Here is a 25,052-nt window from a genome sequence, read left to right as displayed (position 1 = left end):
CGTCTCTATGTCCAAGGAACGCATCGACCTGACCAACCAGTTCCTGATCGCCATGCCCGGCATGGTGGACGAGACCTTTGCCGGCTCCGTCATCTACCTGTGCGAGCACAACGAGAAGGGCGCGCTGGGTCTGGTCATCAACAAGCCGATCTCGCTGACCCTGGGCAACCTGTTCGAGAAGGTCGAGCTGGAGCTGTCCGATGTGGACATGGCCGCGCGGCCGGTGTTCTTCGGCGGCCCGGTCCAGACGGAGCGCGGCTTCGTGCTGCATGAAGCGCTGGACGAGCAGGGCAACCACTACAGCGCGACGCTGGCCGTACCCGGCGGGCTGGAGATGACCACCAGCCGTGACGTGCTCGAAGCCCTGTCCAACGGCGCCGGTCCCAAGCGCGTGCTGGTCACGCTGGGCTACAGCGGCTGGGCCGCCGGTCAGCTCGAGGAGGAACTCGGCCGCAACGGCTGGATCACCGTCGACGCCACGCCCGAGATCATCTTCGACACGCCGATCGAGGAGCGCTACGACAAGGCGCTCGCGCTGCTCGGCATCGACCCGCGCATGCTCAGCCAGGAGGCCGGGCACGCATGAACCCCGGAAGCGCCATGAGCCTCGCTTCCCCGTCCTCCTTCGTCGCTCCCCTCGCGTTTGATTTCGGTATCAAGCGTCTCGGCGTGGCCACCGGCAACCGGATGTTGGGGAGCGCGCGCGGCCTGCGGACCGTGACCGAGCAGGGCGACGCCCGCTGGGCCGCGATCACGGCGCTGATCCAGGAGTGGCAGCCCGATGCGCTGGTCATCGGCGTGCCGCGCCATCCCGATGGCGCGCCGCACGAGATGACCGCCCGCGCGCTCAAGTTCGCCGGGCAACTGCGCGGCCGCTATCGGCTGCCGGTGGTCGAAGTCGATGAACGCTATACCAGCGCGGAAGCCCAGTCGCAGGGCGCGCGCGATCTCGATGCCGCGAGCGCGGCATTGATCCTCGAACAATTCTTCCGGGAACATCCATGAGCACATTGCACCTCGATGCGGAAGCGCTCTACGCCGACCTCGTGCGCGGCGTCCAGCGCCTGCTGCAACCCGACTGCGCGCTGGTCGGCATCTGGTCGGGCGGCGCCTGGCTCGCCGAGCGCCTCCAGCAGGACCTGAAGCTCGCCGGCCAGCACGGCGTGATCTCCAGCGCGCTGCACCGCGACGACTTCGGCAGCAAGGGCATGAACGCCAGCGCCGATCACACGAAGCTGCCCTTCGAGGTCGACGGCCGCCACATCCTGCTGATCGACGACGTCCTCTACACCGGCCGCACGACGCGCGCCGTGATCAACGAGCTGTTCGACTTCGGCCGCCCCGCGAGCGTCACGCTGGCGGTGCTGGTCGACCGCGGCGGCCGCGAGCTGCCGATCGAACCGGTGTTCTCCGCCGCCCGCGTCGCGGTCGCGCCGAACCAGCGCCTGAGCCTGGTCAAGGGTGACGGCGGCCGCTTCAGCTTCGACGTGAAGGAGGACTGACCCCATGCTGAGCAAACGCAATCCGCAGCTGAACAAGCATGGCGAGCTGATCCACCTGCTGTCCACCGAAGGTCTGCCCAAGGCCGTGCTGCACCAGATCCTGGACACGGCCGGGACCTTCCTCTCGGTCAACGACCGCGAGGTGAAGAAGGTGCCGCTGCTGCGCGGCAAGTCGGTGTTCAACCTGTTCTTCGAGAACAGCACCCGCACCCGCACCACCTTCGAGATCGCCGCCAAGCGCCTGTCCGCCGACGTCATCAACCTCGACATCGCGCGCTCGAGCACGGCCAAGGGCGAGACGCTGCTCGACACCGTGGCCAACCTGTCGGCGATGCACGCGGACATGTTCGTGGTCCGCCACAGCGAGTCCGGCGCACCCTACCTGATCGCGCAGCATTGCGCGCCGCATGTCCACGTGGTCAACGCCGGCGACGGCCGCCACGCGCATCCGACGCAGGGCCTGCTCGACATGTACACGATCCGGCACTACAAGAAGGACTTCTCCAACCTGACGGTGGCGATCGTCGGCGACATCGTGCACTCGCGCGTCGCGCGCAGCGACATCCACGCGCTCACGACGCTGGGCGTGCCGGAGATCCGCGCGGTCGGCCCGAAGACGCTGGTGCCGGGGGATCTCAAGGACATGGGCGTGCGCGTGTGCCACGACATGGCCGAGGGCGTCCGCGGTGCCGACGTCATCATCATGCTGCGCCTGCAGAACGAGCGCATGAGCGGCGCGATGCTGCCCAGCGCCGGCGAGTACTTCAAGAGTTTCGGCCTGACGCCCGAGAAGCTGGCGCTGGCCAAGCCCGATGCGATCGTGATGCATCCTGGCCCGATCAACCGCGGCGTGGAGATCTCGTCCACCGTCGCCGACGGCCAGCACAGCGTCATCCTGCCGCAGGTCACCTTCGGCATCGCGGTGCGCATGGCTGTCATGTCCATCCTGGCGGGGAACGAAGCATGATTGACGCCGGGCCGTCCCAAGACAATCAACCCTCCCTCGGGGAGGCGGTGCGCAGCACCTGGAGGGCACAATGAAAATCCTGATCCAGAACGGTCGCCTGCTCGATCCGGCCTCGGGCCTCGACCGGGTCGGCGACCTCGCCATCGCCTCGGGCCGCATCGTCGGCCTTGGCAGCGTCGGCGACTTCAACGCCGATCGCGTCATCGACGCGACCGGACTCGTGGTCGCGCCGGGTCTTGTCGACCTCGCCGCCCGCCTGCGCGAGCCGGGCCACGAGCACGAAGGCATGCTGGAGAGCGAACTCGCCGCGGCTGCCGCCGGCGGCGTTACCAGCCTCGTCTGCCCGCCCGACACCGATCCGACGCTCGACGAGCCCGGCCTGGTCGACATGCTCAAGTTCCGCGCCCGCAAGCTCAGCCGGTGCCGGCTGTTCCCGCTGGGCGCGCTGACGCGCGGCCTCGCCGGCGAGTCGCTCACCGAGATGGCCGAGCTGACCGAGTCCGGCTGCGTCGGTTTCTCGCAGGCCTACGTGCCGATCCGCAACACGCTGACCGTGCAGCGCGCGATGCAATACGCGGCGAGCTTCGGCTACACGCTGTGGCTGCATGCGCAGGATCCGTGGCTGAGCGGCGGTGTCGCGGCCAGTGGCGCGGTGGCGACGCGACTGGGCCTGTCCGGCGAGCCGGTCGCGGCCGAGACCATCGCGCTGCACACGATCCTGGAACTGGTCCGCGTCACCGGCTGCCGCGTCCACCTGTGCCGAATCAGCAGCGCTGCTGGCGTGGAGCTCCTGCGCCAGGCCAAGAAGGACGGACTGCCGATCACGGCGGATGTCTCGATCAACTCGCTGCATCTGACCGACGTCGACATCGGCTACTTCAACTCCTCGATGCGCCTGCAGCCGCCGCTGCGCCAGCAGCGCGACCGCGACGCGCTGCGCGCCGCGCTGGCCGACGGCACCATCGACGCGCTGGTCAGCGACCACAACCCGGTCGCCGCCGACGAGAAGACCTTGCCCTTTGCCGAAGCCACGCCCGGCGCGACCGGCCTGGAGCTGCTGCTGAGCCTCGCGCTGCGCTGGGGTCAGGGCGAAGGACTGTCGCTGGCCCAGTCGCTCGACACGATCACCGCTCGTCCGGTCAAGGTGCTGGGCAGCGCGCTCGGCTCGTTGGCGGCGAGCGCGGGCCGCCTGGTCGAGGGCGGCGTCGGCGACGTCGTCGTCTTCGATGCCGAAGCCACCGGTGCCGTGACGCCGGAGCGTCTCGTCAGCCAGGGCAAGCACACGCCGTTCGCGTTCGACATCACCGGCTTCGAGCTGCCGGGCCGCGTGCGCTACACGCTGGTGGCCGGCACGGTCGCCTACGAAGCGCTGGTCACCGAAGCCGAGCGGATCGCCTGATGCGGACGCTGGTCGGCGTGTGGCGTGCGCTGCGGATGCTGGCGCACATCGTGCACGGCGTCTACATCGTGCAGGTGCGCTGGCGCGGTTTCGACACGCCGACCAAGCATCGCCATGTCGGCTGGTGGTCCGCCGAGCTGCTACGGGTGCTGGGCGTGCGACTGGAGGCGCCTGGTCCGCAGGCGCCGTCGCCGCGGCTGATCACGGCGAACCACATCTCCTGGCTGGACATTGCCGCGATGCACGCGGTGATGCCGGAGGCGCGTTTCGTCTCGAAGGCCGACATCGCGACCTGGCCGCTGGTGGGCGCGCTGGCGACGGCCGTCGGCACGCTCTACATCGAGCGCGCGAGCAAACGCGACGCGCTGCGTGTCGTACACAAGACGGCGGAGGCGCTGGCTGCTGGCGAGACGGTGGCTGTCTTCCCCGAGGGCACGACAGGCGCCGGCTATCCGCTGCTGCCTTTGCACGGCAATCTGCTGCAGGCCGCGATCAGCACGCACACGCCGCTGCAACCGGTGGTGCTGCGCTGGCACCAGCCGAACGTGCCGTACAGCGCCGCCGCGCAGTACATCGGTCAGATGTCCTTGATGGAGAGCCTGTGGCGAATCCTGACCGCGAAGGACCTGTCGGTCGAAGTGCGTTCCTTGCCGGCGATGCCCACGGAGGGTCTTGATCGCCGCCATCTGGCGGGGGCTCTCTCGGAGCGAATCAACAACGCACTCCCCAGGCCCTGAGTCCTGGGTTGATCAGGGACGCCCCAACCACCGGGCTCATTTCGCCCAGCCCGGGTATGCCGGATGCCCTCCGGGTCCCGATTGGTGCGAGGATTCGCCGATGCTGCTTTGTTTCGAAGATGAACAGGAGTTGGCCACGCGTCTGGCGCGTGAGTTGGGCCGTCCGCTGGGCGTGATCACGCGCCACCGTTTTCCGGACGGGGAACTGCGCCTGGTCCTGCCCAAGCCGTTGCCGGTCGACATCATCGTGCTGCGTGGATTGCAGCATCAGCCGAACGATCGCCTGGTCGAGCTGCTGATCGCCGCGCCTGCCGCGCGCGGTTGGGGTGTCCGGCATCTGATGCTGGTGGCGCCGTATCTCGCCTACATGCGACAGGACATGGAGTTCACCCCCGGCGAGGCCGTGAGCCAACGGCACATCGCCGCGCTGCTGTCGACGCAATTCGACCGCGTGGTGACGGTAGACCCACATCTGCACCGCATCGCGAGCCTGGACGAAGTGATGCCCAAAGGGCGGGGCGTCGCGCTGTCGGCAGCGTCGTTGCTCGGGCGTTTCATCGCGACGCAGGTCCCCGGTGCGGTGCTGGTCGGGCCGGATGAAGAGTCCGGCCAGTGGGTCGCGGAGGCGGCGCGTGCCGCCAAGCTCGAACATGCGATCGGCCGCAAGGTGCGTTTCGGCGATACCCAGGTGCAGCTCGCGTTCCCGGATCTGGACGTGCGCGGTCGCGCGGTGGTGCTGCTCGACGACATGGCGTCGACGGGTCGCACGCTGATCGGCTCGGCGCGCGAGGCGTTGGAACGCGGCGCGGCCAGCGTCGACGTCGCGGTGACGCACGCGCTCTTCAACGGCGACGCGTTGCCGGCGTTGCGGGCGGCCGGCGTGCGCCACGTCTGGAGCAGCAACGCGGTGCCGCACGAGAGCAACGCGGTCTGCATCGCGGAACTGCTGGCGACGGCGTTGCGCCGCAAGTAGGGCATCCGCGCAGCGCGGCGCCTCGCGCGCCATCAACGAAAAAGCCCGGCACTGCCGGGCTTTCGTTCTTCTGCGTCAGTCCCTGTGCGCCACCGAGCGCGGCGCACGAGGACGTCGCCTGACCCTCAGGCCTTGCCCTGGTTCGCCACCGCTGCGGCAGCCTTCGCGGCGGCTTCGGCATCGCCCAGGTAATAGCTCTTGATGGGCTTCAGGTCCTTGTCCAGTTCGTAGACCAGCGGGATCCCATTGGGAATATTCACGCCAACGATGGCTTCGTCGGCGATGCCGTCCAAATACTTCACGAGGGCACGGATCGAGTTGCCGTGGGCCGCGATCAGCACGCGTTGGCCCGACAGAATCGCGGGTGCGATCTGTTCGTTCCAGTAGGGCAGCACGCGGGCCACGGTGTCCTTGAGGCACTCGGTCAGCGGAATGTCCGAGGGCTGCAGTCCGGCATAGCGGATGTCGCCGCGCTCGCTGCGCGGGTCCGACGCTTCCAGCGCCGGCGGCGGGGTGTCATAGCTCCGGCGCCAGACGAGCACCTGCTCGTCGCCGTACTGCTTGGCCATGTCCGCCTTGTTCAGACCCTGAAGGCCGCCGTAGTGGCGTTCGTTCAGGCGCCAGCTGTGCTTCACCGGCAGCCACTGGCGATCCATCTGATCCAGGCAATGCCACAGGGTCCAGATGGCGCGCTTGAGCACCGAAGTGTGGGCGACGTCGAAGTCGACGCCGGCTTCCTTCAGCAGACGGCCCGCCTGCTTGGCCTGCTCCACCCCGGTGGGCGTCAGATCCACGTCGGTCCAGCCGGTGAAGCGGTTCTCGAGATTCCAGGTCGATTCGCCATGGCGAATCAGCACGAGCTTGTACATGGGTCTTGGGTGGGTTCGTGAGGTTTGGCCGGGTTCCGGCAGGCCCGGCGGATTCTAGAGGCAGCCCTCCAGGGCGCCCGCCTCAAGAAGGCTTCCGCAGGGCCGACAACTGCTTTCGTGCCGGGCGAAAGGCGCACCTGCGCCCCAGTTTGGTTCGTCAAAAGAACATGCCCACGTTGGGCATTCACGCTGTACAGGAGTACTTGCAATGATGGTGGTGAAGAACTTGCGCATGACGCCGCTGGCGCTGGCGTTGGTGGTTTTCGGCGCGCAGGCGCAGGGCCAATCGGACTCGATGTTCTCGTTCTCCGGCTTCGGCACGGTCGGCCTGACCGGCACGACCAAGGATGGCGCCGAGTACGTGATCCCCGGCCAGGTCCACGGCGCGGACAAGACGGTCAGCGGTGAAGTCGACAGCAAGCTTGGTCTGCAGGGCACGGCGAAGTTCAACGCGCAGTTCTCGGCCACCGTGCAGGTGCTGACCAAGCAAACCGGCAAGGGCGACTGGACGCCGCAGGTCGAATGGGCCTTCGCCAAGTGGCAGGCCACGCCGGGTCTGGCGATCCGCGCTGGCCGCATCGGCGCGCCGTTCTTCGCGGTCTCCGATTTCCGTGACGTGGGATATGCCAACACCTGGCTGCGTCCGCCGATCGACGTCTACGGCCAGGTGCCGGTGAGCCACTTCGACGGTGCCGACGTGAACTGGACGACGCAGGTCGCCGGCAAGAGCGTCTCGCTGCAGGCTTTCGGCGGCGAGGCCTCGTCGTACGTGCGCCAGACCAAGCTCGAGATCAAGAAGATGATTGGCGTGAACGCGACCGTCGAACTGGCCGACGGCTTGAACCTGCGCGTCGGCCATGCGCAGGGCAAGCTGACCGCGCACAGCGCCACCGTCGCCTCGCTGGTCGGCGCATTGCGCCAGACACCGTTCGCCTCGGTCGGCAACGAGATCGACCCGACCGACAAGGACGCGAGCTTCTCCGGCGTCGGCCTGACCTACGACGAAGGCCAGTGGGTCGTCGCCGCCGAGTACACCAAGCGCCGCAACGACTCGTTCGTGCCGGACACCACCGGCTGGTACACGACCGTCGGTTATCGCGTCGGCAAGTTCACGCCGTACGCGACGCTGTCGCAGCAGAAGACCGACAGCAGCAACGTCAACAACACGATCCCGGGCACGGTCGTCGTGGGCGGCCTGCCGCTGCGCGCCGTCGTGGACGCGGTCACCGCCGCGCAGAGCACGCCGCAGAAGACCATCGGTCTGGGTGTGCGTTGGGACGCCTGGCGCAACATCGCCGTCAAGGCCCAGTACGACAGCATCAAGACCACCGGCGCCGGCCAGTTCTACAACGTCCAGCCGGGCTTCAACAACGAGCGCGTCGGCGTCTACAGTGTCGCCGTCGACTTCGTGTTCTAAGCATCAGAAGAAGAGGCCCCCATGCAGTTCAACATGATCAAGCCCGTGATCGGCGCGGCGCTGTTCGCCGCCGCCGTGGCCGCGCAGGCGCAAGTCGCCGTCGTGGTCAATCCGAAGAGCCCCGTCGCCAGCATGACCGCCGACCATGTCGCGAGCATCTTCCTGGGCAAGTCCAACCAGTTGCCCAACGGCAGCGCCGCGCAGGCGGTGGATCTGCCCGACAGCGCCGCGGCGCGCGAGCAGTTCTATTCGAAGGCCACCGGCAAATCGTCCGCGCAGGTGAAGGCCGCGTGGTCGCGCCTGGTGTTCTCGGGCAAGGGCACGCCGCCCAAGGAACTGGGCAGCGCGGCCGACGTGAAGAAGTTCGTCGCCGCGAATGCCGATGCCATCGGCTACATCGAGAAGTCGGCGGTCGACGGCTCGGTGAAGGTGGTGCTCAGCGTCGATTGACGCCGCCGCCCGGGCGGCCCCGGCCGCCCGCGCCCACCGGCGCGAGTCCGCGCAGACGGACCGGCCGGTCGGCGCACCGGCGTCTCGCGAGGAGCGGGCGCTGCCGACCTGGGGAGGTCGTTGGAGACACAGGAAGAATTGGAGTCAGGCATGAACTTGAAGACCCGTATCGCGATGCTGCCGGTGCTGGCGGCGATCGTTTTCGCGGTGGGCATCGCGGTGGTGCTGTTCTTTTCGTCGCGGACCTCGGGCGCGATCCACGCGCTGGGCGAGGCGGACTATCCGTACCTCGTGGCCACCAACCAGGTGGCCGCGCAGCTTGAGGCGTTGGGCGGGACGATCCAGTCCGCCGTCGCCGAGGGCGAGAAGAAGCGCCTGGACGAGGCCGCCGAGCGCGCGACCGCGATGCGCAAGGTGATCGCGTCGATCAAGGCGATCCCGGGTCGCGCCGATGCCGGTGCGAAGCTGGAGAGCGGCTTCGAGGCCTACTACGCCGCCTCGGTCGAGACGGCGCAGCTGTTCCTCGGCATCAAGCAGGGCGATCAGGCGGGCTCGATCCCGAAGATGCAGGCGGCGCAGAAGGCGCTGGAGCAGACGCTCGGCGACGCGCGCGCCGACGCGAAGACCACCTTCGACGCGACGCTGTCGAGCGCCGAGAAGGGCGTCGGCGCCGGCCTGTGGGCGACGGTGCTGAGCGGGCTGATCGTCGTCGTGTGCCTGGGCGCCGGCTCGTGGCTGCTGATCACCAGCGTGTGGCGCCAACTGGGCGGCGAGCCGGAGTATGCCCGCGACGTGATGCGGCTGATGGCCGAGGGCGACCTCTCGCAGGCCATCCGCGTCGCGCCGGGCGCCGAGGCGAGCCTGCTGGCGGCGGTGCGCGACATGTCGCAGGGCCTGTCGGCCATCGTCGGCAATGTGCGCAGCGGCACCGACTCGATGACGGTGGCCTCGCGCGAGATCGCCGCGGGCAACCAGGACCTGTCGGTGCGGACCGAGAAGCAGGCGGGCTCGCTGGAGCAGACGGCGTCCAACATGCAGCAGCTGACCGAGACCGTGCGCCAGAGCGCCGACGCGGCCAGCCAGGCGAACCAGCTGGCCGGCAGCGCGGCGACTGTCGCGAAGAAGGGCGGCGAGGTCGTGGGGCAGGTCGTCTCGACGATGGACGAGATCAGCGCGAGCTCGCGTCGGATCGGCGACATCATCGGCACCATCGACGGCATCGCGTTCCAGACCAACATCCTGGCGCTGAATGCGGCGGTCGAAGCGGCCCGCGCGGGCGAGCAGGGCCGCGGTTTCGCCGTGGTCGCGAGCGAGGTCCGTTCGCTGGCCCAGCGCAGCGCCGAAGCGGCCAAGGAGATCAAGACGCTGATCGGCGCGAGCGTGACCCGCGTCGAAGCCGGTTCGCGCCTGGTGCAGGACGCGGGCGCGACGATGGAGGAGATCGTGGCCAGCGTGCAGCGTGTCTCCGACATCATCAGCGAGATCACCGCGGCGTCCGCCGAACAGAGCCAGGGCATCGGCCATGTCAACGAGTCGGTGGTGCAGCTCGACCAGATGACGCAGCAGAACGCCGCGCTGGTCGAGGAGGCCGCCGCTGCCGCCAACAGCCTCGAGCAGCAGGCCCGCGCGTTGCAGTCCGCAGTCTCCACCTTCAAGCTCAGCTGACGCGGGCATGGACCGAAGTGCTCGGTCCGAGCTGGCGCAAGCCGGGGCGGGGTCGACGATTTGTGGAGCCTGCGAGACGTATGAGAAGACCCCGCCCCGGCTTGCGCCGGCGAGCGGTGTCCGCGGACCCATGCCGGCTTCCTATAATCCTCGGCTTTTGCATCCAACCGAACGGGCCCCGCCTTGAAGTTCCTGATTGAAAACTGGTATCTCGTGCTGTCGGCCCTGGTGTCGGGCGGTCTGCTGCTGTGGACGTCGATGCGCGGCAAGGCGGGCGGCGTGCCGACGGCCGAGGCGGTGCGTCTGGTCAACCGCGAGAAGGGTGTGCTGGTCGACGTGAGCGAGCTGGAGGAGTTTGCCGCCGCCCACGCGAAGGGCGCCCGCAGCGTGCCGCTGTCGACGTTGACTGGCACGGACCTTCCGGTCAAGCAACTGCCCAGCAACAAGGCCCTGCCGGTGGTGCTGATGTGCAAGACCGGCGCACGCGCGCAGCGCGCTGCTGGCATCCTGCAGAAACAGGGCTACGCGAACGCGGTCGCTGTCCAGGGCGGTCTGACCGCCTGGCGCGAGGCGAGTTTGCCTGTCGAGACGTCCGCGGCCTGACCGCCCTGGCGACCGAGCCGGCACCTCGATTGCCGGAAGAGGACGCTCGACACGATTCTTGGAGAACTGGCGATGGCCGCCGTGAAGATGTATACGACCCTGGTCTGCCCGTACTGTGTGCGGGCGAAGCACCTGCTCAACCAGCGGGGTGTCAGCCAGATCGAGGAGGTCCGCGTGGACCTGGATCCGTCGCAGCGCGACGCGATGATCCAGCAGACCGGTCGCCGCACCGTGCCGCAGATCTTCATCGGCGAGACCCATGTCGGCGGTTGCGACGACCTCATCGCGCTGGACCAGCGCGGCGGTCTGCAACCGTTGTTGCAGGCCTGAAACCTCGCCATCGAAGTCCTCGACATTCTCCGGAAACCCCTCACCGGACTGTCGCGAACGCTCGGTCATAATGCCCGCCACGGCTCGCCGCTGGCGGGCTTTTTCATTTGGATGACCCCATGGCCGACGACAACAACGCTCCCGTGTTCCAGATCCAGCGCATGTACCTGAAGGACCTGTCGCTGGAGCAGCCCAACGCCCCGGCGATCCTGCTGGAGCAGGCCCAGCCGCAGGTCGACATCAAGCTCTCGCTGGCCGCCGAACCGGTCGCCGAGGGTCTGTTCGAAGTCAGCGTCACCGCCACCGTCACGACGACGGTGCAGGACAAGACCCTGTTCCTGATCGAAGCCAAGCAGGCCGGCATCTTCGAGATCCGCAACCTGCCGCAGGATCAGCTCGAAGGCATCCTGGCGATCGTCTGCCCGCAGATGATCTACCCGTACCTGCGCGCGATCGTCTCCGACGTCTGCACGCGCGCCGGCTTCCCGCCGGTGATGCTGACGGAAGTGAACTTCCAGGCGATGTTCGAAGCCCAGCAGGCGCAACTGGCCGCCAACGGCCAGGGCAACGGCGAAGCCATCCCGAACTGAGCTTCGGCTCCATGAGCGCGCCGGCCTCGCGGACCTGTCCGCTGGCCGGCGTGTTTCATTGCGAGATTCATTTCACCGATCCTCCGAACAGACCATGACTGCTCCGCGCATGAAGATCAGCGTGCTCGGCGCCGGTGCCTGGGGCACGGCGCTGGCGATCGCCGCGAGCGCGCGCCATGAGGTGACGCTGTGGGCGCGAGACGCCGGCGCGATCGCCGCGATGCGCGCCGACCGTTGCAACGTCCGCTACCTGCCTGATTCGCCGCTGCCGGCCAGCCTGGCCTTGACCGACGACCTCGAGGGCGCGCTCGCGCACGGCCGCGACGGGCTGATCGTCATCGCGACGCCGATGTCGGGCCTGCGCGGCATGCTCGCCCGTTTGCCGGCGGGCGCACGGGCGCAGTGGCTGTGCAAGGGCTTCGAGGCCGGCACCGGTCTGCTGGGCCATGAGATCGCCCGCGAGGTCGCGCCGCAACTGGCCACCGGCATCCTGTCGGGCCCGAGCTTCGCGCAGGAAGTGGCCGCCGGCCAGCCGACCGCGCTCGTGTCCGCGTCCGGCGACGCGGCGCTCGCGCAGCTGGGCGTGTCGGCCTTCCACAGCGAGCGGCTGCGCGTGTATTCGTCGGCCGATCCGATCGGAGTCGAAGTCGGCGGCGCGGTGAAGAACGTGATGGCGATCGCCGTCGGCATCGCCGATGGCTTGCGGCTCGTCGCCGAGGCGAAGGGCGTGAAAGGCCCCGGCCTCAACGCCCGCGCCGCGTTGATCACGCGCGGACTGGCGGAGATGCAGCGGCTCGCGCTCGCGCTCGGCGCGCAGCAGGAGACGCTGCTCGGGCTCGCGGGCCTGGGTGACCTGGTGCTCACCGCCACCGGTGACCTGTCGCGCAACCGCCGCGTCGGCCTGCTGCTCGCCGAGGGCCTGGACCTGCCGGGCATCCTTGTGAAGCTGGGTCACGTCGCCGAAGGCGTCTACAGCGCGCCGACGGTGCTGGCGCGCGCGCAGCGTGCCGGCGTCGACATGCCGATCACCGCCGCGGTCGTCGAGGTCCTGGAGGGACGCATGACCACGCACGAAGCCCTGGACGCGCTGATGGGGCGCCAGGCCAAGTCCGAGTGGTGAAGCGCCGCGCGCTGATCGCCGCGACCGCGCTCGGCGCGCTGCCGCTGTCCGGTCGCGCGGCAACGCCGTGGCCATCGCGGCCGATCCGCCTCGTCGTGCCGTTCCCCGGCGGCAGTTCTCCGGACCTGATCGCGCGTGATCTCGCCGAGCCGCTCGCGCAAGCACTCGGCCAGCCGATCGTCATTGACAACAAGCCCGGCGCCGGCGGCAACATCGGTACCGGCGCGGTCGCGAAAGCCGCGTCGGACGGACACACGCTGCTGTTCACGATCCAGGGACCGCTGATCACCGCGCCGCTGCTGGCGAAGGCCTTGCCCTACGACCCGCAGCGCGAGCTGCGCGCGGTCAGCTTCATCGCGAGCTCACCGAACGTGCTCGTCGTGCCGCCGTCGCTCGGCGTGGAGACGCTCGCGCAGTTCGTCGCGCTGGCGAAGCAGCGCACGGGAGCGCTGAACTACGGCAGCATCGGCAATGGCAGTGCCGCGCATCTGGCCATGGAATCCTTCATCGCGCGCGCCGGGTTGAAGCTGGTCCACGTGCCGTATGCCGGCTTCCCACAGGTCGTCAACGCGATGCTGGCCGGTCAGATCCACGCCGGCTTCATGGTGCCGGCGATCGCGATGCCGCAGGTCAAGGCCGGCAAGTTGAAGGCGCTGGCTGTGACCAGCGCCGGACGCTTCGGCGCGCTCGCGGAACTGCCGACCGTGGCGGAATCCGGCTATCCTGGCTTCGAGGCCACGTCGTGGCAGGCGCTGCTGGCGCCGGCCGGCACGCCGGAAGTGATCGTGCGTCGCCTGGCCGACGAGGTCATCCGCATCGTCCGCGGTGACGCCTTCCGGCGCCAGCTGCTGCCGCTGTACTTCAGCGCGGCAGGCACCTCGCCCGAAGGGCTGGACAGCCTCATGAGCGACGAACGCAAGCGCTGGGGCGCGCTGATCCGGCAGCTCAAGCTGGAACGCGAATAGGCGGCCTTTGACGGCCAGCAGCGGTGGAAGTGCCGTCGTGGGGCGTCGGCGATCAGACGCCGTCGGCGTAGCCGTTCTGCCGCCACGCTTCGAAGACCGCCACGGCCACCGCATTGCTGAGGTTCAAGCTGCGCTGCCCGTCTCGCATCGGCAGCCGCACGCGCTGCTCGAGCGGGAAGCTGTCGCGCAAGTCCATCGGCAGTCCCGCCGTCTCACAACCGAAGACCAGCCAGTCGCCGGGCTTGAGCGCGACCGACGGCAGCAGCCGGCTGCCGCGCGTGGTGAACGCGAACATCCGCGTCGCATCCGGCTGCTCCGCGGCGATGAAGCGTTCCCAGTCCGCGTGCCTCAGCACCGGCGCATACTCGTGATAGTCGAGGCCGGCGCGCTGCAGCAGCTTGTCCTCCATCGAGAACCCCAGCGGTTCGATCAGGTGCAGCCGGCAGCCGGTGTTGGCCGCCAGCCGGATCACGTTGCCGGTGTTGGGCGGAATCTCCGGATGGACCAGCACGATGTTGAACATGGGGCGAAGCTCTTTCGACAAGGATCAAGGCGTGCGCGCGGCCACCCAGGCCTGCACGTCGCGGGCGCCCGCGCGGCGCAAGGCCAGCGCGGCCTCGTGCAACGTGGCGCCGCTGGTCATGACGTCGTCGACGATCGCGACACTCAAGCCGTGCACCGGCTTCACGACGGCGAACGCACCGCGCAGATTGCCGCGGCGCTCGTCGAGCGGCAACTGCGCCTGCTGGTCGGTGTTCCGCAAGCGCATCAGCGTCAGCGCGCAAAGCCGGGATTGTCGCTCGGCCTCCGGCGGCAGCACGAGGCGGCGCGCGATCTCGTGCGCCTGGTTGTAGCCGCGCTCGCGCAGGCGCTGCTCCGACAACGGGATCGGCACGATCAGGTCGGGCGGCTCGACCTCCGCGAGCGCCAGCGCGCGCGACAACCGCGTCGCGAGCAGCGGCGCATGTTCGAGCCTTTCGCCGAACTTCAGGCCGAGCAGCAGCCGGTCCCACGGGAACAGGTAATCCATCGCCGCGATGCATCGCGACAACGGCATCGGATGCGACGCGCATCGTCCGCACCGCATCGCGTCCGTGGCGCGTTCGCCCGTTGGCAGTCGAAGGGCGCAGAGCGCGCAGCGCGGCCCCGCGTCGACCGGATGCCCGGCCTCGCAGTCCTCGCACAGCGGTCCGCGGCACCAGCATCGGCAGAACGCGCACTGCCCCGGCCAGAACCGCGCGAGGCCGCTTGCCATCGAGGATCGCGCCAATGACCGGCGCCGGAACAGGTCAAGCATGGCCGCCTACAATCCCGCCCCATGACTGGAGATGAGGCCTTGCCGCCGAGCACACAGCAGATCGATGCGGGCGCGGCGCGGCGGCAGCGCCGTCGCCTGGCCGCGTCGGACCAGGCCCCGTGGCTGCATCAGGAAGTCGCCACGCGCATGCTGGACCGACTGCCGGTGATCCGGCTGCAGCCGACGGCCGTGCTGCAGAGCCGCCCGTCGATCGGCGGCGGCGACGAAGGCCTGCGCCAGCATTACCCGCAAGCGACCCAGCTGTGGCTCGAACCCGACGCCGATGTTCGCGCGCTGCTCGCGCAACGCCTCAAGCGCGGCTTCATGCAATCGATGGTGGACAAGCTGCGTGGCAGCGCGCCGACCGAGCTCATCACCGAGCCGCCGGCCGGCGCCGCGCAACTGGCGTGGTCCAACATGGAACTGCACGCCGAGGCCGACAAGCCCGAACTCGTGAAGCGCTGGCACGCGGGCCTCGCGGTCGAAGGCTGCCTGATGTTCTCGTGCCTCGGGCCGGACAGCTTCATCGAACTGCGCCCGATCTTCGCCCGCGAGGGCTGGGGCCCGCCGGCGCCGGACTGGGTCGACATGCACGACCTCGGCGACCTGCTCGTGCATGCGGGCTTCGCCGACCCGGTGATGGACCAGGAACATCTGCGCCTCACCTGGAGCTCGCCGCAGGACCTGCTGCGCGATCTGCGCGCACTCGGCGGCAACCTCGCGCCGGCGCGTCTGCGCGGTCTGCGCACGAAAGCCTGGCGCGAGCGGCTCATGCACGCGCTCGAGTCCTTGCGCGGCGCGGACGGCCGCCTGTCGCTGAGCATCGAACTGGTCTACGGCCATGCGTTCAAGCCTCAACCGAAGGTGAAGATCGCGGCCACCACCGAGGTCTCGCTGGACCAGATGCGGGCGATGGTGCGCGGCGCGGGCAAACACTGACCCCCGTCGTTCGCGGGCTCGGCTAGCCCCGCGTTTCCAGAGGGCGAGAGCGCACCATTCTGCGGGTAATCCTGGGCGGTTTGGCGCGCTGCGCCCAGTCATAGTGCGTCAGGGGGGTGGGCTAGAATCCGCCCCCGACTGGAGTACGTCTGCTGGCCCCGTAGGTTTCCGCCATCGCTTGGCGCCGGAGCCCGCGCTACGAGCGGGCTCGAGCACCGAAGCCGCCTGGAAGAGACCTGGGTGACAAGAGCTTGAGAAAGACTGGATAAAGAGACGACCATGACGATTGAACACAGTTGTGTGCAACTGGGGCGCCGCTGCAGCCAGCTCGCGTTCGGCCTGTCGGCCGCGCTGGCCAGCCAGGTCGCCTTGGCGGTCAATGACCTCCCCGGAGGTCCGGCCGTCAACCAGCTGAATCTGCACCCGCCGGTCACCAAGATCGCGCATGAGCAGATGTGGCTGCACAACATGATGCTGATCCTCTGCCTGGCGATCTTCATCGCCGTGTTCGGAGTCATGTTCTATTCGATCTTCAAGCACCGGAAGTCCAAGGGCGCGGTGCCGGCGAACTTCCACGAGAGCGTGAAGGTCGAGATCGCGTGGACCATCGTGCCCTTCATCATCGTCATCCTGATGGCGCTGCCCGCGACCAAGGTCGTCGTGGCGATGAAGGACACCACCAACTCCGACATCACGATCAAGGCCACCGGCTACCAGTGGAAGTGGGGCTACGACTACCTGAAGGGCGAGGGCGAGGGCATCGGCTTCGTCTCGACGCTGGACGCCTCGCACCGCGCGCTGTCGGACTCCGGCCACCCCGGCCAGGTCGACAACTACCTGCTCAAGGTCGACAACCCGCTGGTGGTGCCGGTCGACAAGAAGATCCGCATCATCACGACCGCCGACGACGTCATCCACGCCTGGATGGTGCCGGCCTTCGGCGTCAAGCAGGACGCGATCCCGGGCTACGTGCGCGACACCTGGTTCAAGGCCGAGCAGGTCGGCGACTTCTACGGCCAGTGCGCCGAGCTCTGCGGCAAGGAGCACGCCTACATGCCGATCCACGTCAAGGTGCTCAGCGCCAAGGACTACAGCGCCTGGGTCGGCGAGGAACAGAAGAAGATCGCCGCCAAGGCGGACGATCCGAGCAAGGTCTGGACGATGGACGAGCTGCAGGCCCGCGGCCAGAAGCTGTTCGACGCCAACTGCGCGGTCTGCCACAAGGCCGACGGCAAGGGCACGGGCCAGTTCCCGGCGCTGGACGGCTCGGCGATCGTGAAGGCCGACGACCACGCCCAGCAGCTCCACCTGGTGCTCAACGGCAAGGGCCAGATGCCGGCCTGGAAGACGGTGCTCAAGGACAGCGAGATCGCCGCCATCGTCACCTATACGAAGAACGCCTGGTCCAACAAGACCGGCCAGATCGTGCAGCCCGCGGAAGTCGTGGCCGAGCGCGCCAAGTGACCGCCGTCACCGCCGCCTGACCCGACGCCTTCCGACTGAACGACTGAACGACTGAACGCCAGATCGCCCCGGCGACCAGCTACCGAGGATTTGACATGAGTGCAGTGCTCGACCACCCGACCGGTCATGCCCATGACCATGACGATCACCACGACCACCATGCCCCGACGGGCTGGCGGCGCTGGGTCTTCGCGACGAACCACAAGGACATCGGCACGATGTACCTGCTGTTCAGCTTCACGATGCTGATGGTCGGCGGCATCCTGGCGCTGTGCATCCGTGCCGAGCTGTTCCATCCGGGCCTGCAGTTCTTCAATCCTGAGCTGTTCAACCAGTTCACGACGATGCACGGCCTGATCATGGTGTTCGGCGCGATCATGCCGGCCTTCGTCGGCTTCGCGAACTGGATGATCCCGCTGCAGATCGGCGCGGGGGACATGGCCTTCGCGCGGATGAACAACTTCAGCTTCTGGCTGATGATCCCGGCGGCGCTGATGCTGGTGGGTTCGTTCTTCATGCCCGGCGGCGCGCCGGCGGCCGGCTGGACGCTCTATGCGCCGCTGACGCTGCAGATGGGCCCGTCGATGGACGCCGGCATCTTCGCGATGCACATCCTGGGCGCGTCCTCGATCATGGGCTCGATCAACATCATCGTGACCATCCTCAACATGCGCGCGCCCGGCATGACGCTGATGAAGATGCCGATGTTCGCGTGGACCTGGCTGATCACCGCCTACCTGCTGATCGCGGTGATGCCGGTGCTGGCCGGCGCGATCACGATGACGCTGACGGACCGCCACTTCGGCACCAGCTTCTTCACGCCCTCGGGCGGCGGCGACCCGGTGATGTACCAGCACATCTTCTGGTTCTTCGGCCACCCCGAGGTCTACATCATGATCCTGCCGGCGTTCGGCATCGTGAGCCAGATCGTCCCGGCCTTCGCCCGCAAGCGCCTGTTCGGCTACGCCTCGATGGTGTACGCGACGGCCTCGATCGCGATCCTGTCCTTCATCGTGTGGGCGCACCACATGTTCGCCACCGGCATGCCGGTCACGGGCCAGCTGTTCTTCATGTACGCGACGATGCTGATCGCGGTCCCGACCGGCGTGAAGATCTTCAACTGGCTGGCGACGATGTGGCGCGGCTCGATGAGCTTCGAGACCCCGATGCTGTGGGCCGTGGGCTTCATCTTCGTGTTCACGATGGGCGGCTTCACGGGCCTTATCCTGGCGGTCGCACCGGTCGACATCCAGCTCCAGGACACCTACTACGTGGTGGCCCACTTCCACTACGTGCTGGTGGCCGGCTCGCTGTACGCGCTGTTTGCCGGCGTCTACTACTGGGGTCCGAAGTGGAGCGGCGTCATGTACTCGGAGACGCGCGGAAAGATCCACTTCTGGGGCTCGCTGATCTTCTTCAACCTGACCTTCTTCCCGATGCACTTCCTCGGCCTCGCCGGCATGCCGCGACGCTACGCCGACTACCCGATGCAGTTCGCCGACTTCAACGCGGTGGCCTCGATCGGCGCCTTCGGCTTCGGTCTGATGCAGGTCTACTTCTTCCTCGCCGTGGCCATCCCGATGATGCGCGGCAAGGGCGAGAAGGCCCCGCAGAAGCCCTGGGAAGCCGCCGAAGGTCTGGAATGGGAAGTGCCGTCGCCGGCGCCGTTCCACACCTTCGAGACGCCGCCCAAGCTGGACGTGACGGCCACGAAGATCATCGCCTGATCGAAATCGCCACCGCAGCGGAACCCGAGGACCGATCGATGTCGCCGACGCCCGAGCAACGCAAGAGCAACCTGCGCCTGGCCCTGATCCTGGCCAGCGTGGCCGCGATCTTCGGGATCGGCTTCGTGGTGAAGATCGCGTTCCTCGGCGTGTCATGACCGCACCGGCCCGACGCGCCAGCTGGATCCGCCGGGAGAACCTGCGGATGACCGGCAAGCTGCTGGTCGTGGTGGCGGTGATGTCGTGCTTCGGCTACGCGTTGGTGCCGATGTACCGGGCGATCTGCACGGCGCTGGGCATCAACGTGCTGTCGCTGTCGGAGCGCCAGCACGCGGTGCGCGCCGAGGACGTGAAGAACACGCAGATCGACTACAGCCGGACGATCTCGATCGAGTTCGACGCCAACGCCCGCGGCCCGTGGGACTTCAAGCCGGCCACGCGCCACCTGACGGTCCATCCGGGCGAGCTGACGACGGTGATGTACACGTTCCAGAACATCCAGGCGCGGACCATGTCCGCGCAGGCGATCCCGAGTTACGCGCCCAAGCAGGCGACGCCGTATTTCAACAAGCTCGAGTGCTTCTGCTTCAACGAATACACGCTGAAGCCGGGCGAGCAGAAGGAGTGGCCGGTGGTGTTCGTCATCGACCCGAAGATCCCGAAGGACGTGCGCACGATCACGCTGTCGTACACCTTCTTCGAGGTTGCGGGGAAGGGCAAGGCGCAGGCGAACCTGTCGGCGCCGACCACGGTGAAGACGCCCGCGGGCGAAGTGAAGATCCAGCCCGGCGCCTGAGCGCGGCGGGCTGAGCAGAACGACGATAGCGACGATGTCCGATGACCTGAAGCCGGGCGAGGATCTCAAGCAGGCGATGCAGCGCAAGGGCTCCTTCTGGGCCACGCTGCGCGCGGTGGCCTGGTCCTTCTTCGGCGTGCGCAAGGGATCGGACTACGAGAAGGATGTATCGCAGCTCAATCCGCTGCACGTGATCGTGGCGGGCGTCATCGCCGCGGCGCTGTTCGTGGTCGGATTGATCCTGCTGGTCCGCTGGGTGGTGAGCAGCGGTGCGGCAATGAACTGAGAACCGAGTTCGAGGAGAAGAACGCATGTCGGCAACGACGACTCATGGCAACACGCCTTATTACTTCGTGCCTGGCCCTTCGCGGCATCCGGCGATGGCCGCGTTCGGCCTGTTCTGGGTGATCCTGGGCGCGGGCCAGTGGATCAACGGCCATGACTGGGGCAAGTGGTCGCTGCTGTTCGGGCTGCTGTGGTGGGCGTTCACGCTCAAGCAGTGGTTCGGCGACGCGATCCGCGAGAGCGAAAGCGGCCAGTACAGCGACCGCATCGACCTCTCGTTCCGCTGGAGCATGGGCTGGTTCATCTTCTCGGAGGTGATGTTCTTCGCGGCCTTCTTCGGCGCGCTGTTCTGGTCGCGCGGCTACAGCATCCCGACGTTGGGCAGCCTGGACAACGCGCTGCTGTGGCCCGACTTCAACGGCCTGTGGCCCAGCGTCGCGGCGGGCGCGACGGCCTCGCCGGCGGGCACGGTGGACGCGTTCGCGACGATGGGCCCGTGGCCGATCCCGACGATCAACACGGCGCTGCTGCTGACCTCGGGCATCACGCTGACCATCGCGCACCATGCGCTGATCGCCGGCCACCGCGCCAAGACGATCGCCTGGATGTGGATCACCGTGATCCTGGGCGTGACCTTCCTGGGCTTCCAGGGCTACGAGTACTTCCACGCGTACCACGCGCTCAACCTGAAGCTGAACTCGGGCATCTTCGGCTCGACCTTCTTCATGCTGACGGGCTTCCACGGCTTCCACGTGTTCGTCGGCATGCTGATGCTGCTGTTCATTACGCTGCGGCTGATGAAGGGGCACTTCACGCCCGACCGCCACTTCGGCTTCGAGGGCGCGGCCTGGTACTGGCACTTCGTGGACGTGGTGTGGCTGGGCCTCTACGTCATCGTCTACTGGATGTGACCGCGCCGCGCGGCGCGATCCCCTGAACGACAAAGCGCCGCTCGATGCGGCGCTTTTCTTTTGCGGCGGTCCGGTCGGCGACCGGATGGGGCGGTCGGATCAGGCGATGATCGACCGCCGGTCAGGGGCTCACTTCCCGATCGGCAGGCCCGTGGGATGGATCCATCCCATCCAGGCGCTGAAGAGGATGAACAGGAACAGCGCCACCGACAGCCCGACACGCACCGCCAGCGCGCGGGCCATGGTGGCCTTGCCCTTCTGCTTGCGCAGCATCAGGATGCCGGCCGAGAAGAGCGCGGCCAGGATGCCGATGAACGCGATGAGGACGATGACTTTCATGGCGGACGATTATTCCCACCCGGCCCCGTCGGGGCCATCGGGCCGGGCCCGAAGGCGTCACGCCGTCGTGGTGATCGCGACGATCGCCGGCGTGGCGGCGGCGCTGTCGCTCGGGACCTGGCAACTCGATCGGGCCGATCAGAAAAAGACGATGCAGCGGGCGATCGACGAACGCGGACAGGAAGCGCCGCTCGCGACGGCCGCGCTGCCGCGGGCGGACCAGGCGCCGCCGCCCACGCTCGAGCACCGCCGTGCGACGCTCGCCGGCCAGTGGGATGCGGCGCACACCGTCTACCTCGACAACCGCGTGATGGACGGCCACACCGGCTTCTACGTGGTGACGCCGCTGAAGCTCGCGGGTCGCGGCGACGCGATCCTCGTGCAGCGCGGCTGGGGCCCGCGCAACTCGGCGCAGCGCGAGGCGCTGCCGCCGGTGTCGACCCCGACGGGCGAGGTGCGGATCGAAGGCCGCCTGGCGGCCTCCGTGTCGAAGGCCTATGCGCTGGGCCGGGACGCGGAGACGGGGCCGATCCGGCAGAATGTCGACCTCGCGGCCTTGCAGGCCGAGACCGGTCTGCGGCTGCTGCCGCTGGTGCTGCTCCAGACGGAGCCGGACCGGGTGGCGCCGTCGGACCGCGCGGCCCCCGCGACGCCAGCCGCCGACGGGCTGCAACGGCACTGGCCGCCGCCCGCGGTCGATGTCCACAAGCATTACGGGTACGCGTTTCAATGGTTTGCGCTCGCGGCGCTGATCCTGGGTCTTTATGTCTGGTTCCAAGTCCTCGCTCCCTATCGCGCTGGCCGAGCCGCCCGTGCCACCAAGGTCTCCGATGAACAGCGTGATGCGTGACGAACACGACCACGGCCGCGATGCCGCCCCGGCGCCCAACGACACGCCGCTGCCGCCGGACGGTCCGGTGACGATGGCCGTCCATTCGGTGCCGATGCCCGACCTCGATCCTCCGAAGCGCACGCGCTGGACGCTGTGGCTGGTGCTGCTGGTCTGCGCGGCGCCGGTGATCGCCTCGTACTTCAGTTTCTATGTGCTGGATCTGCGCGGTCGCGCCTACAGCGACCTGATCACGCCGACGCGCGATCTGCCGGCCGCGATGCCGCTGACGACGCTGCAGGGCGCGCCGGTGGCGGCTGAATCGCTCAAGGGCCAATGGCTGCTGACCTATGTGCCGGACCGCGCCTGCGACGAGGCCTGCGAGCGCATGCTCTTCATGCAGCGCCAGTTGCGCGAGATGCTCGGCAAGGACCGCGACAAGCTCGACAAGCTGGTGCTGGTGCCCGACGACGTGACGCTGACGCCGGCGCAGATCGACGCGCTGACCGGCCACGGCGCGCCGGCGACGGTGCTGCGCGCGCCGCGTGCCGCGATCGAAGGCTGGCTGATGGCTGCACCAGGGCGTCGGATGGGCGAGCATCTGTTCCTGGTCGATCCGATGGGGCGATGGATGCTGCGCTCGCCGGCGACGCCGGAACCCTCGCCGCTGAAGAAGGACCTCGAGCGCCTGATGCGCGCCAACGCCGGCTGGGACAAGCCGGGCCGGTGATGAAGAGGACGGCCCGCGCATGAACGGATTGGCGATCGGTTTCGATTTCGAGCCGCTGCTGGAGCTGCTGGCGATGGCCGCGCTCGTCGGCGCGGTGCCGCTGGTCTGGTGGCAGTGGCGGCATCGCGGCGACGCGGCGGCGAAGCGGCTGCGCGCGCTGACGGTGCTCGCGACCTTCCTGACCTTCGACCTGATTTTGATCGGCGCGCTGACGCGGCTGACCGATTCCGGCCTCGGCTGCCCGGACTGGCCGGGCTGCTACGGCAGCGCCTCGCCGATCGGCGCGAGCGCCGAGATCCTCGCCGCGCAGACGGCGATGCCGACCGGGCCGGTGACGCATGGCAAGGCATGGATGGAGATGCTGCATCGCTACATGGCGGGTGGCGTCGGTTTTCTGCTCGTGGTGCTGGCGCTCCTGAGCTGGGGGGTGTGGCGGCGCGGCCGCCGCACCGGCGAGGCAACGCCGTCGCCGTGGTGGGCGACGCTGTCGCTCGTCTGGGTCGTGGTGCAGGGCTTCTTCGGCGCCTGGACGGTGACGATGAAGCTCTTCCCCGCGATCGTGACGACGCATCTGCTGCTGGCGCTCGGATTGCTGATGCTGCTGGCCTGGCAGGCCGAGTCCTACGCGCCGAAGCCGCTGGCCTGGTCCACCGGCCTGAGACGTGCATTCATGGCATTCACGGCGCTGGCGATCGTGCAGGTGGCGCTGGGCGGCTGGGTCAGCACGAACTACGCGGTGCTGGCCTGCCAGGACTTTCCGACCTGCCAGGGACAATGGCTGCCGCCGACCGACTTCGAACACGGCTTCACGCTGTGGCGCGAGCTGGGCCGCGGCGCCCACGGCGGCTGGTTGCCGTTCGAGGCGCTGACGGCGATCCACCTGGCGCATCGCGGTGGCGCGATGATCGTGTTCGCCGCGCTGCTGGCGCTGGCCTGGGCCTTGTGGCGCCAGGGCGGCACCGGTGCCGGCGGTGACGGCCTCGAAGCCCGACGCTGGGCGCGCCGCCTGCTGGCGGTCGGCGCGTGGCAACTGGCCTCCGGCCTTTCCAACGTGGTGCTGGGGTGGCCGCTGGTGGCCGCGCTGGCCCATACCGGCGGCGCCGCGGCGCTGCTGCTGATGTGTGCGATCGTGCTGGCGCGGCTGCGTGCCGGCACGACCCGCAATGTGATCGAGCCGGCGCCCGTGCGCGCCGGCATCCTGACGATGGGTTCGAAATGAGTTCCGCGACGCAGGCCGCCATGCCCTCCCGCTGGTGGCAGTTCTACCAACTGACCAAGCCCAAGGTCGTGCAGCTGATCGTGTTCTGCGCGGTCATCGGCATGGCGCTGGCGATCCCCGGCCTGCCGCAGGGCGAGGAATGGGTGCGCCTGATCGCCGCCACCGGCGGCATCTGGCTGGTGGCGGGCGCGGCGGCGGCGTTCAACTGCCTGATCGAGCAGCACATCGACGCCAAGATGAAACGCACCGCGTGGCGTCCCACGGCCCGCGGCGAACTCAGCCGCAACCAGACGCTGCTGTTCTCGGGCGGGCTGTGCGCGCTGGGGTCGGCGATCCTGTACGCGCTGGTGAACCCGCTGACGATGTGGCTCACCTTCGCGACCTTCGTCGGCTACGCGATCATCTACACGGTGATCCTGAAGCCGATGACGCCGCAGAACATCGTGATCGGCGGCGCCTCCGGGGCGATGCCGCCGGTGCTGGGCTGGGCGGCGATGCGCGGCGAGCTCGGCGCCGAGGCCTGGCTGATGTGCCTGATCATCTTCCTGTGGACGCCGCCGCACTTCTGGGCGCTGGCGCTGTACCGCAGCGAGGACTACCGCAAGGCCGGGCTGCCGATGCTGCCGGTGACGCACGGCAACGAGTTCACGCGGCTGCAGATCTTCCTCTACACCTGGGTGCTGTTCGCGGCGACGCTGCTGCCCTTCCTGACGGGCATGAGCGGCTGGATCTACCTGGCCGCGGCCATCGTGCTGGGGCTGATGTTCTGCCATCACGCGTTCAAGCTGTGGAAGGCCTATTCGGAAGCGCTGGCGCGCAAGACCTTCCTGTTCTCGATCCTGCATCTGTCGCTGCTCTTCGGCGCGCTGCTGCTCGATCACTACGTCAGTCCCTGGATCAGTTGAGCCGCCTCGGCGCTCGGGACCTTC

Annotated in this window: 30 protein-coding genes; 26 read left to right on the top strand and 4 right to left on the bottom strand. The window is 68.3% G+C overall.

Going from position 1 to position 25,052, the window contains the following annotated elements:
• Window positions 1-7 precede the first annotated feature (7 nt).
• The 7 genes from AC1VNM_RS17885 (at window position 8) to AC1VNM_RS17855 (ending at window position 5,578) form a co-directional block, all read left to right on the top strand.
• Entirely contained in the window at window positions 8-586 is a 579-nt protein-coding gene (locus tag AC1VNM_RS17885; protein WP_377160266.1) for a YqgE/AlgH family protein, read from the top strand.
• Between the two features lie 14 nt (window positions 587-600).
• Window positions 601-1,005, top strand: coding sequence for a Holliday junction resolvase RuvX (gene ruvX, locus AC1VNM_RS17880; RefSeq protein WP_377160268.1), 405 nt, complete (start codon window positions 601-603; stop codon window positions 1,003-1,005).
• Window positions 1,002-1,502, top strand: coding sequence for a bifunctional pyr operon transcriptional regulator/uracil phosphoribosyltransferase PyrR (pyrR, locus tag AC1VNM_RS17875; RefSeq protein WP_377160270.1), 501 nt, complete (start codon window positions 1,002-1,004; stop codon window positions 1,500-1,502). The genes ruvX and pyrR overlap by 4 nt, the downstream gene beginning before the upstream one ends.
• A 4-nt stretch (window positions 1,503-1,506) precedes the next feature.
• Window positions 1,507-2,469: an aspartate carbamoyltransferase catalytic subunit gene (locus AC1VNM_RS17870; protein WP_377160272.1), complete on the top strand. Its 963-nt coding sequence runs from the start codon at window positions 1,507-1,509 to the stop codon at window positions 2,467-2,469.
• A gap of 70 nt (window positions 2,470-2,539) precedes the next feature.
• Complete coding sequence (locus AC1VNM_RS17865; protein WP_483107814.1) at window positions 2,540-3,868, top strand: dihydroorotase; 1,329 nt, start codon at window positions 2,540-2,542, stop codon at window positions 3,866-3,868.
• The gene (locus AC1VNM_RS17860) at window positions 3,868-4,605 is read left to right on the top strand and encodes a lysophospholipid acyltransferase family protein (RefSeq protein WP_483107813.1); all 738 of its coding nucleotides are present in this window, start codon (window positions 3,868-3,870) and stop codon (window positions 4,603-4,605) included. Before AC1VNM_RS17865 ends, AC1VNM_RS17860 begins: the two co-directional genes overlap by 1 nt.
• 100 nt (window positions 4,606-4,705) lie before the next feature.
• Complete coding sequence (locus tag AC1VNM_RS17855) at window positions 4,706-5,578, top strand: ribose-phosphate diphosphokinase (RefSeq protein ID WP_377160278.1); 873 nt, start codon at window positions 4,706-4,708, stop codon at window positions 5,576-5,578.
• 125 nt (window positions 5,579-5,703) lie between these two features.
• Here the strand turns inward: AC1VNM_RS17855 and gpmA are convergent, their stop codons facing one another.
• Window positions 5,704-6,447: a 2,3-diphosphoglycerate-dependent phosphoglycerate mutase gene (gene gpmA / locus AC1VNM_RS17850; protein ID WP_297526590.1), complete on the bottom strand. Its 744-nt coding sequence runs from the start codon at window positions 6,445-6,447 to the stop codon at window positions 5,704-5,706.
• Window positions 6,448-6,658: 211 nt separating this feature from the next.
• On the opposite strand from gpmA, the gene AC1VNM_RS17845 reads away from it, so the two are divergent.
• From AC1VNM_RS17845 to AC1VNM_RS17810, 8 genes are all read left to right on the top strand, one after another.
• A complete protein-coding gene (locus tag AC1VNM_RS17845; RefSeq protein WP_483107812.1) occupies window positions 6,659-7,864 on the top strand; it encodes a porin in 1,206 nt (401 codons plus the stop codon).
• A 21-nt stretch (window positions 7,865-7,885) separates the two neighbouring features.
• Entirely contained in the window at window positions 7,886-8,314 is a 429-nt protein-coding gene (locus tag AC1VNM_RS17840) for a type 2 periplasmic-binding domain-containing protein (RefSeq protein ID WP_483107811.1), read from the top strand.
• A gap of 150 nt (window positions 8,315-8,464) precedes the next feature.
• Complete coding sequence (locus tag AC1VNM_RS17835) at window positions 8,465-9,979, top strand: methyl-accepting chemotaxis protein (protein WP_483107810.1); 1,515 nt, start codon at window positions 8,465-8,467, stop codon at window positions 9,977-9,979.
• Window positions 9,980-10,162: 183 nt separating this feature from the next.
• The gene (locus tag AC1VNM_RS17830) at window positions 10,163-10,582 is read left to right on the top strand and encodes a rhodanese-like domain-containing protein (protein ID WP_483107809.1); all 420 of its coding nucleotides are present in this window, start codon (window positions 10,163-10,165) and stop codon (window positions 10,580-10,582) included.
• 72 nt (window positions 10,583-10,654) lie between these two features.
• Window positions 10,655-10,912, top strand: coding sequence for a glutaredoxin 3 (gene grxC / locus AC1VNM_RS17825; protein WP_377160289.1), 258 nt, complete (start codon window positions 10,655-10,657; stop codon window positions 10,910-10,912).
• 119 nt (window positions 10,913-11,031) lie between these two features.
• Complete coding sequence (gene secB, locus AC1VNM_RS17820; protein ID WP_377160291.1) at window positions 11,032-11,502, top strand: protein-export chaperone SecB; 471 nt, start codon at window positions 11,032-11,034, stop codon at window positions 11,500-11,502.
• Between the two features lie 109 nt (window positions 11,503-11,611).
• Window positions 11,612-12,622 carry an NAD(P)H-dependent glycerol-3-phosphate dehydrogenase gene (locus AC1VNM_RS17815; RefSeq protein WP_431104961.1) on the top strand — a complete coding sequence of 337 codons (1,011 nt, stop codon included), beginning with the start codon at window positions 11,612-11,614 and terminating at the stop codon, window positions 12,620-12,622.
• Complete coding sequence (locus AC1VNM_RS17810; RefSeq protein WP_483107808.1) at window positions 12,616-13,587, top strand: Bug family tripartite tricarboxylate transporter substrate binding protein; 972 nt, start codon at window positions 12,616-12,618, stop codon at window positions 13,585-13,587. Before AC1VNM_RS17815 ends, AC1VNM_RS17810 begins: the two co-directional genes overlap by 7 nt.
• Window positions 13,588-13,639: 52 nt before the next feature.
• Here AC1VNM_RS17810 and trmL read toward each other — a convergent pair whose 3' ends face one another.
• A complete protein-coding gene (gene trmL / locus AC1VNM_RS17805) occupies window positions 13,640-14,110 on the bottom strand; it encodes a tRNA (uridine(34)/cytosine(34)/5-carboxymethylaminomethyluridine(34)-2'-O)-methyltransferase TrmL (RefSeq protein WP_377160295.1) in 471 nt (156 codons plus the stop codon).
• Between the two features lie 24 nt (window positions 14,111-14,134).
• A complete protein-coding gene (locus tag AC1VNM_RS17800) occupies window positions 14,135-14,617 on the bottom strand; it encodes a ComF family protein (RefSeq protein ID WP_483107807.1) in 483 nt (160 codons plus the stop codon).
• A 288-nt stretch (window positions 14,618-14,905) separates the two neighbouring features.
• Between AC1VNM_RS17800 and AC1VNM_RS17795 the strand changes: the two genes are divergently transcribed.
• From AC1VNM_RS17795 to AC1VNM_RS17765, 7 genes are all read left to right on the top strand, one after another.
• Complete coding sequence (locus AC1VNM_RS17795) at window positions 14,906-15,823, top strand: biotin synthase (RefSeq protein WP_483107806.1); 918 nt, start codon at window positions 14,906-14,908, stop codon at window positions 15,821-15,823.
• 279 nt (window positions 15,824-16,102) lie between these two features.
• Entirely contained in the window at window positions 16,103-17,287 is a 1,185-nt protein-coding gene (gene coxB / locus AC1VNM_RS17790) for a cytochrome c oxidase subunit II (protein ID WP_483107805.1), read from the top strand.
• 95 nt (window positions 17,288-17,382) lie between these two features.
• The gene (gene ctaD, locus AC1VNM_RS17785; RefSeq protein WP_483107804.1) at window positions 17,383-19,014 is read left to right on the top strand and encodes a cytochrome c oxidase subunit I; all 1,632 of its coding nucleotides are present in this window, start codon (window positions 17,383-17,385) and stop codon (window positions 19,012-19,014) included.
• 38 nt (window positions 19,015-19,052) lie between these two features.
• Window positions 19,053-19,172: a cytochrome oxidase small assembly protein gene (locus tag AC1VNM_RS17780; RefSeq protein WP_297529912.1), complete on the top strand. Its 120-nt coding sequence runs from the start codon at window positions 19,053-19,055 to the stop codon at window positions 19,170-19,172.
• Window positions 19,169-19,810, top strand: a complete 642-nt coding sequence (locus AC1VNM_RS17775) for a cytochrome c oxidase assembly protein (protein ID WP_483107803.1) — start codon at window positions 19,169-19,171, stop codon at window positions 19,808-19,810. The genes AC1VNM_RS17780 and AC1VNM_RS17775 overlap by 4 nt, the downstream gene beginning before the upstream one ends.
• Window positions 19,811-19,844: 34 nt before the next feature.
• Window positions 19,845-20,096, top strand: coding sequence for a DUF2970 domain-containing protein (locus AC1VNM_RS17770; protein WP_377160307.1), 252 nt, complete (start codon window positions 19,845-19,847; stop codon window positions 20,094-20,096).
• A 25-nt stretch (window positions 20,097-20,121) separates the two neighbouring features.
• Window positions 20,122-21,006: a cytochrome c oxidase subunit 3 gene (locus tag AC1VNM_RS17765; RefSeq protein WP_377160309.1), complete on the top strand. Its 885-nt coding sequence runs from the start codon at window positions 20,122-20,124 to the stop codon at window positions 21,004-21,006.
• Between the two features lie 129 nt (window positions 21,007-21,135).
• Here AC1VNM_RS17765 and AC1VNM_RS17760 read toward each other — a convergent pair whose 3' ends face one another.
• Window positions 21,136-21,345, bottom strand: a complete 210-nt coding sequence (locus AC1VNM_RS17760; RefSeq protein WP_297529916.1) for a DUF2909 domain-containing protein — start codon at window positions 21,343-21,345, stop codon at window positions 21,136-21,138.
• 67 nt (window positions 21,346-21,412) lie between these two features.
• On the opposite strand from AC1VNM_RS17760, the gene AC1VNM_RS17755 reads away from it, so the two are divergent.
• Genes AC1VNM_RS17755 through cyoE form a run of 4 tightly spaced genes read left to right on the top strand, consistent with a single transcriptional unit; the run spans window position 21,413 to window position 25,028 of the window.
• Complete coding sequence (locus tag AC1VNM_RS17755) at window positions 21,413-22,195, top strand: SURF1 family protein (RefSeq protein ID WP_483107802.1); 783 nt, start codon at window positions 21,413-21,415, stop codon at window positions 22,193-22,195.
• Window positions 22,188-22,904, top strand: a complete 717-nt coding sequence (locus tag AC1VNM_RS17750; RefSeq protein ID WP_483107801.1) for an SCO family protein — start codon at window positions 22,188-22,190, stop codon at window positions 22,902-22,904. Before AC1VNM_RS17755 ends, AC1VNM_RS17750 begins: the two co-directional genes overlap by 8 nt.
• Before the next feature lie 19 nt (window positions 22,905-22,923).
• Window positions 22,924-24,123, top strand: coding sequence for a COX15/CtaA family protein (locus AC1VNM_RS17745; protein ID WP_483107800.1), 1,200 nt, complete (start codon window positions 22,924-22,926; stop codon window positions 24,121-24,123).
• On the top strand, window positions 24,120-25,028 hold the full coding sequence (gene cyoE / locus AC1VNM_RS17740; protein ID WP_431100122.1) for a heme o synthase: 909 nt from the start codon (window positions 24,120-24,122) through the stop codon (window positions 25,026-25,028). The genes AC1VNM_RS17745 and cyoE overlap by 4 nt, the downstream gene beginning before the upstream one ends.
• The last annotated feature ends 24 nt before the right edge of the window (window positions 25,029-25,052 follow it).

This window comes from Mitsuaria sp. MSU3D, from assembly GCF_056867975.1.
This window is presented reverse-complemented; position numbering and strand designations above follow the sequence as displayed.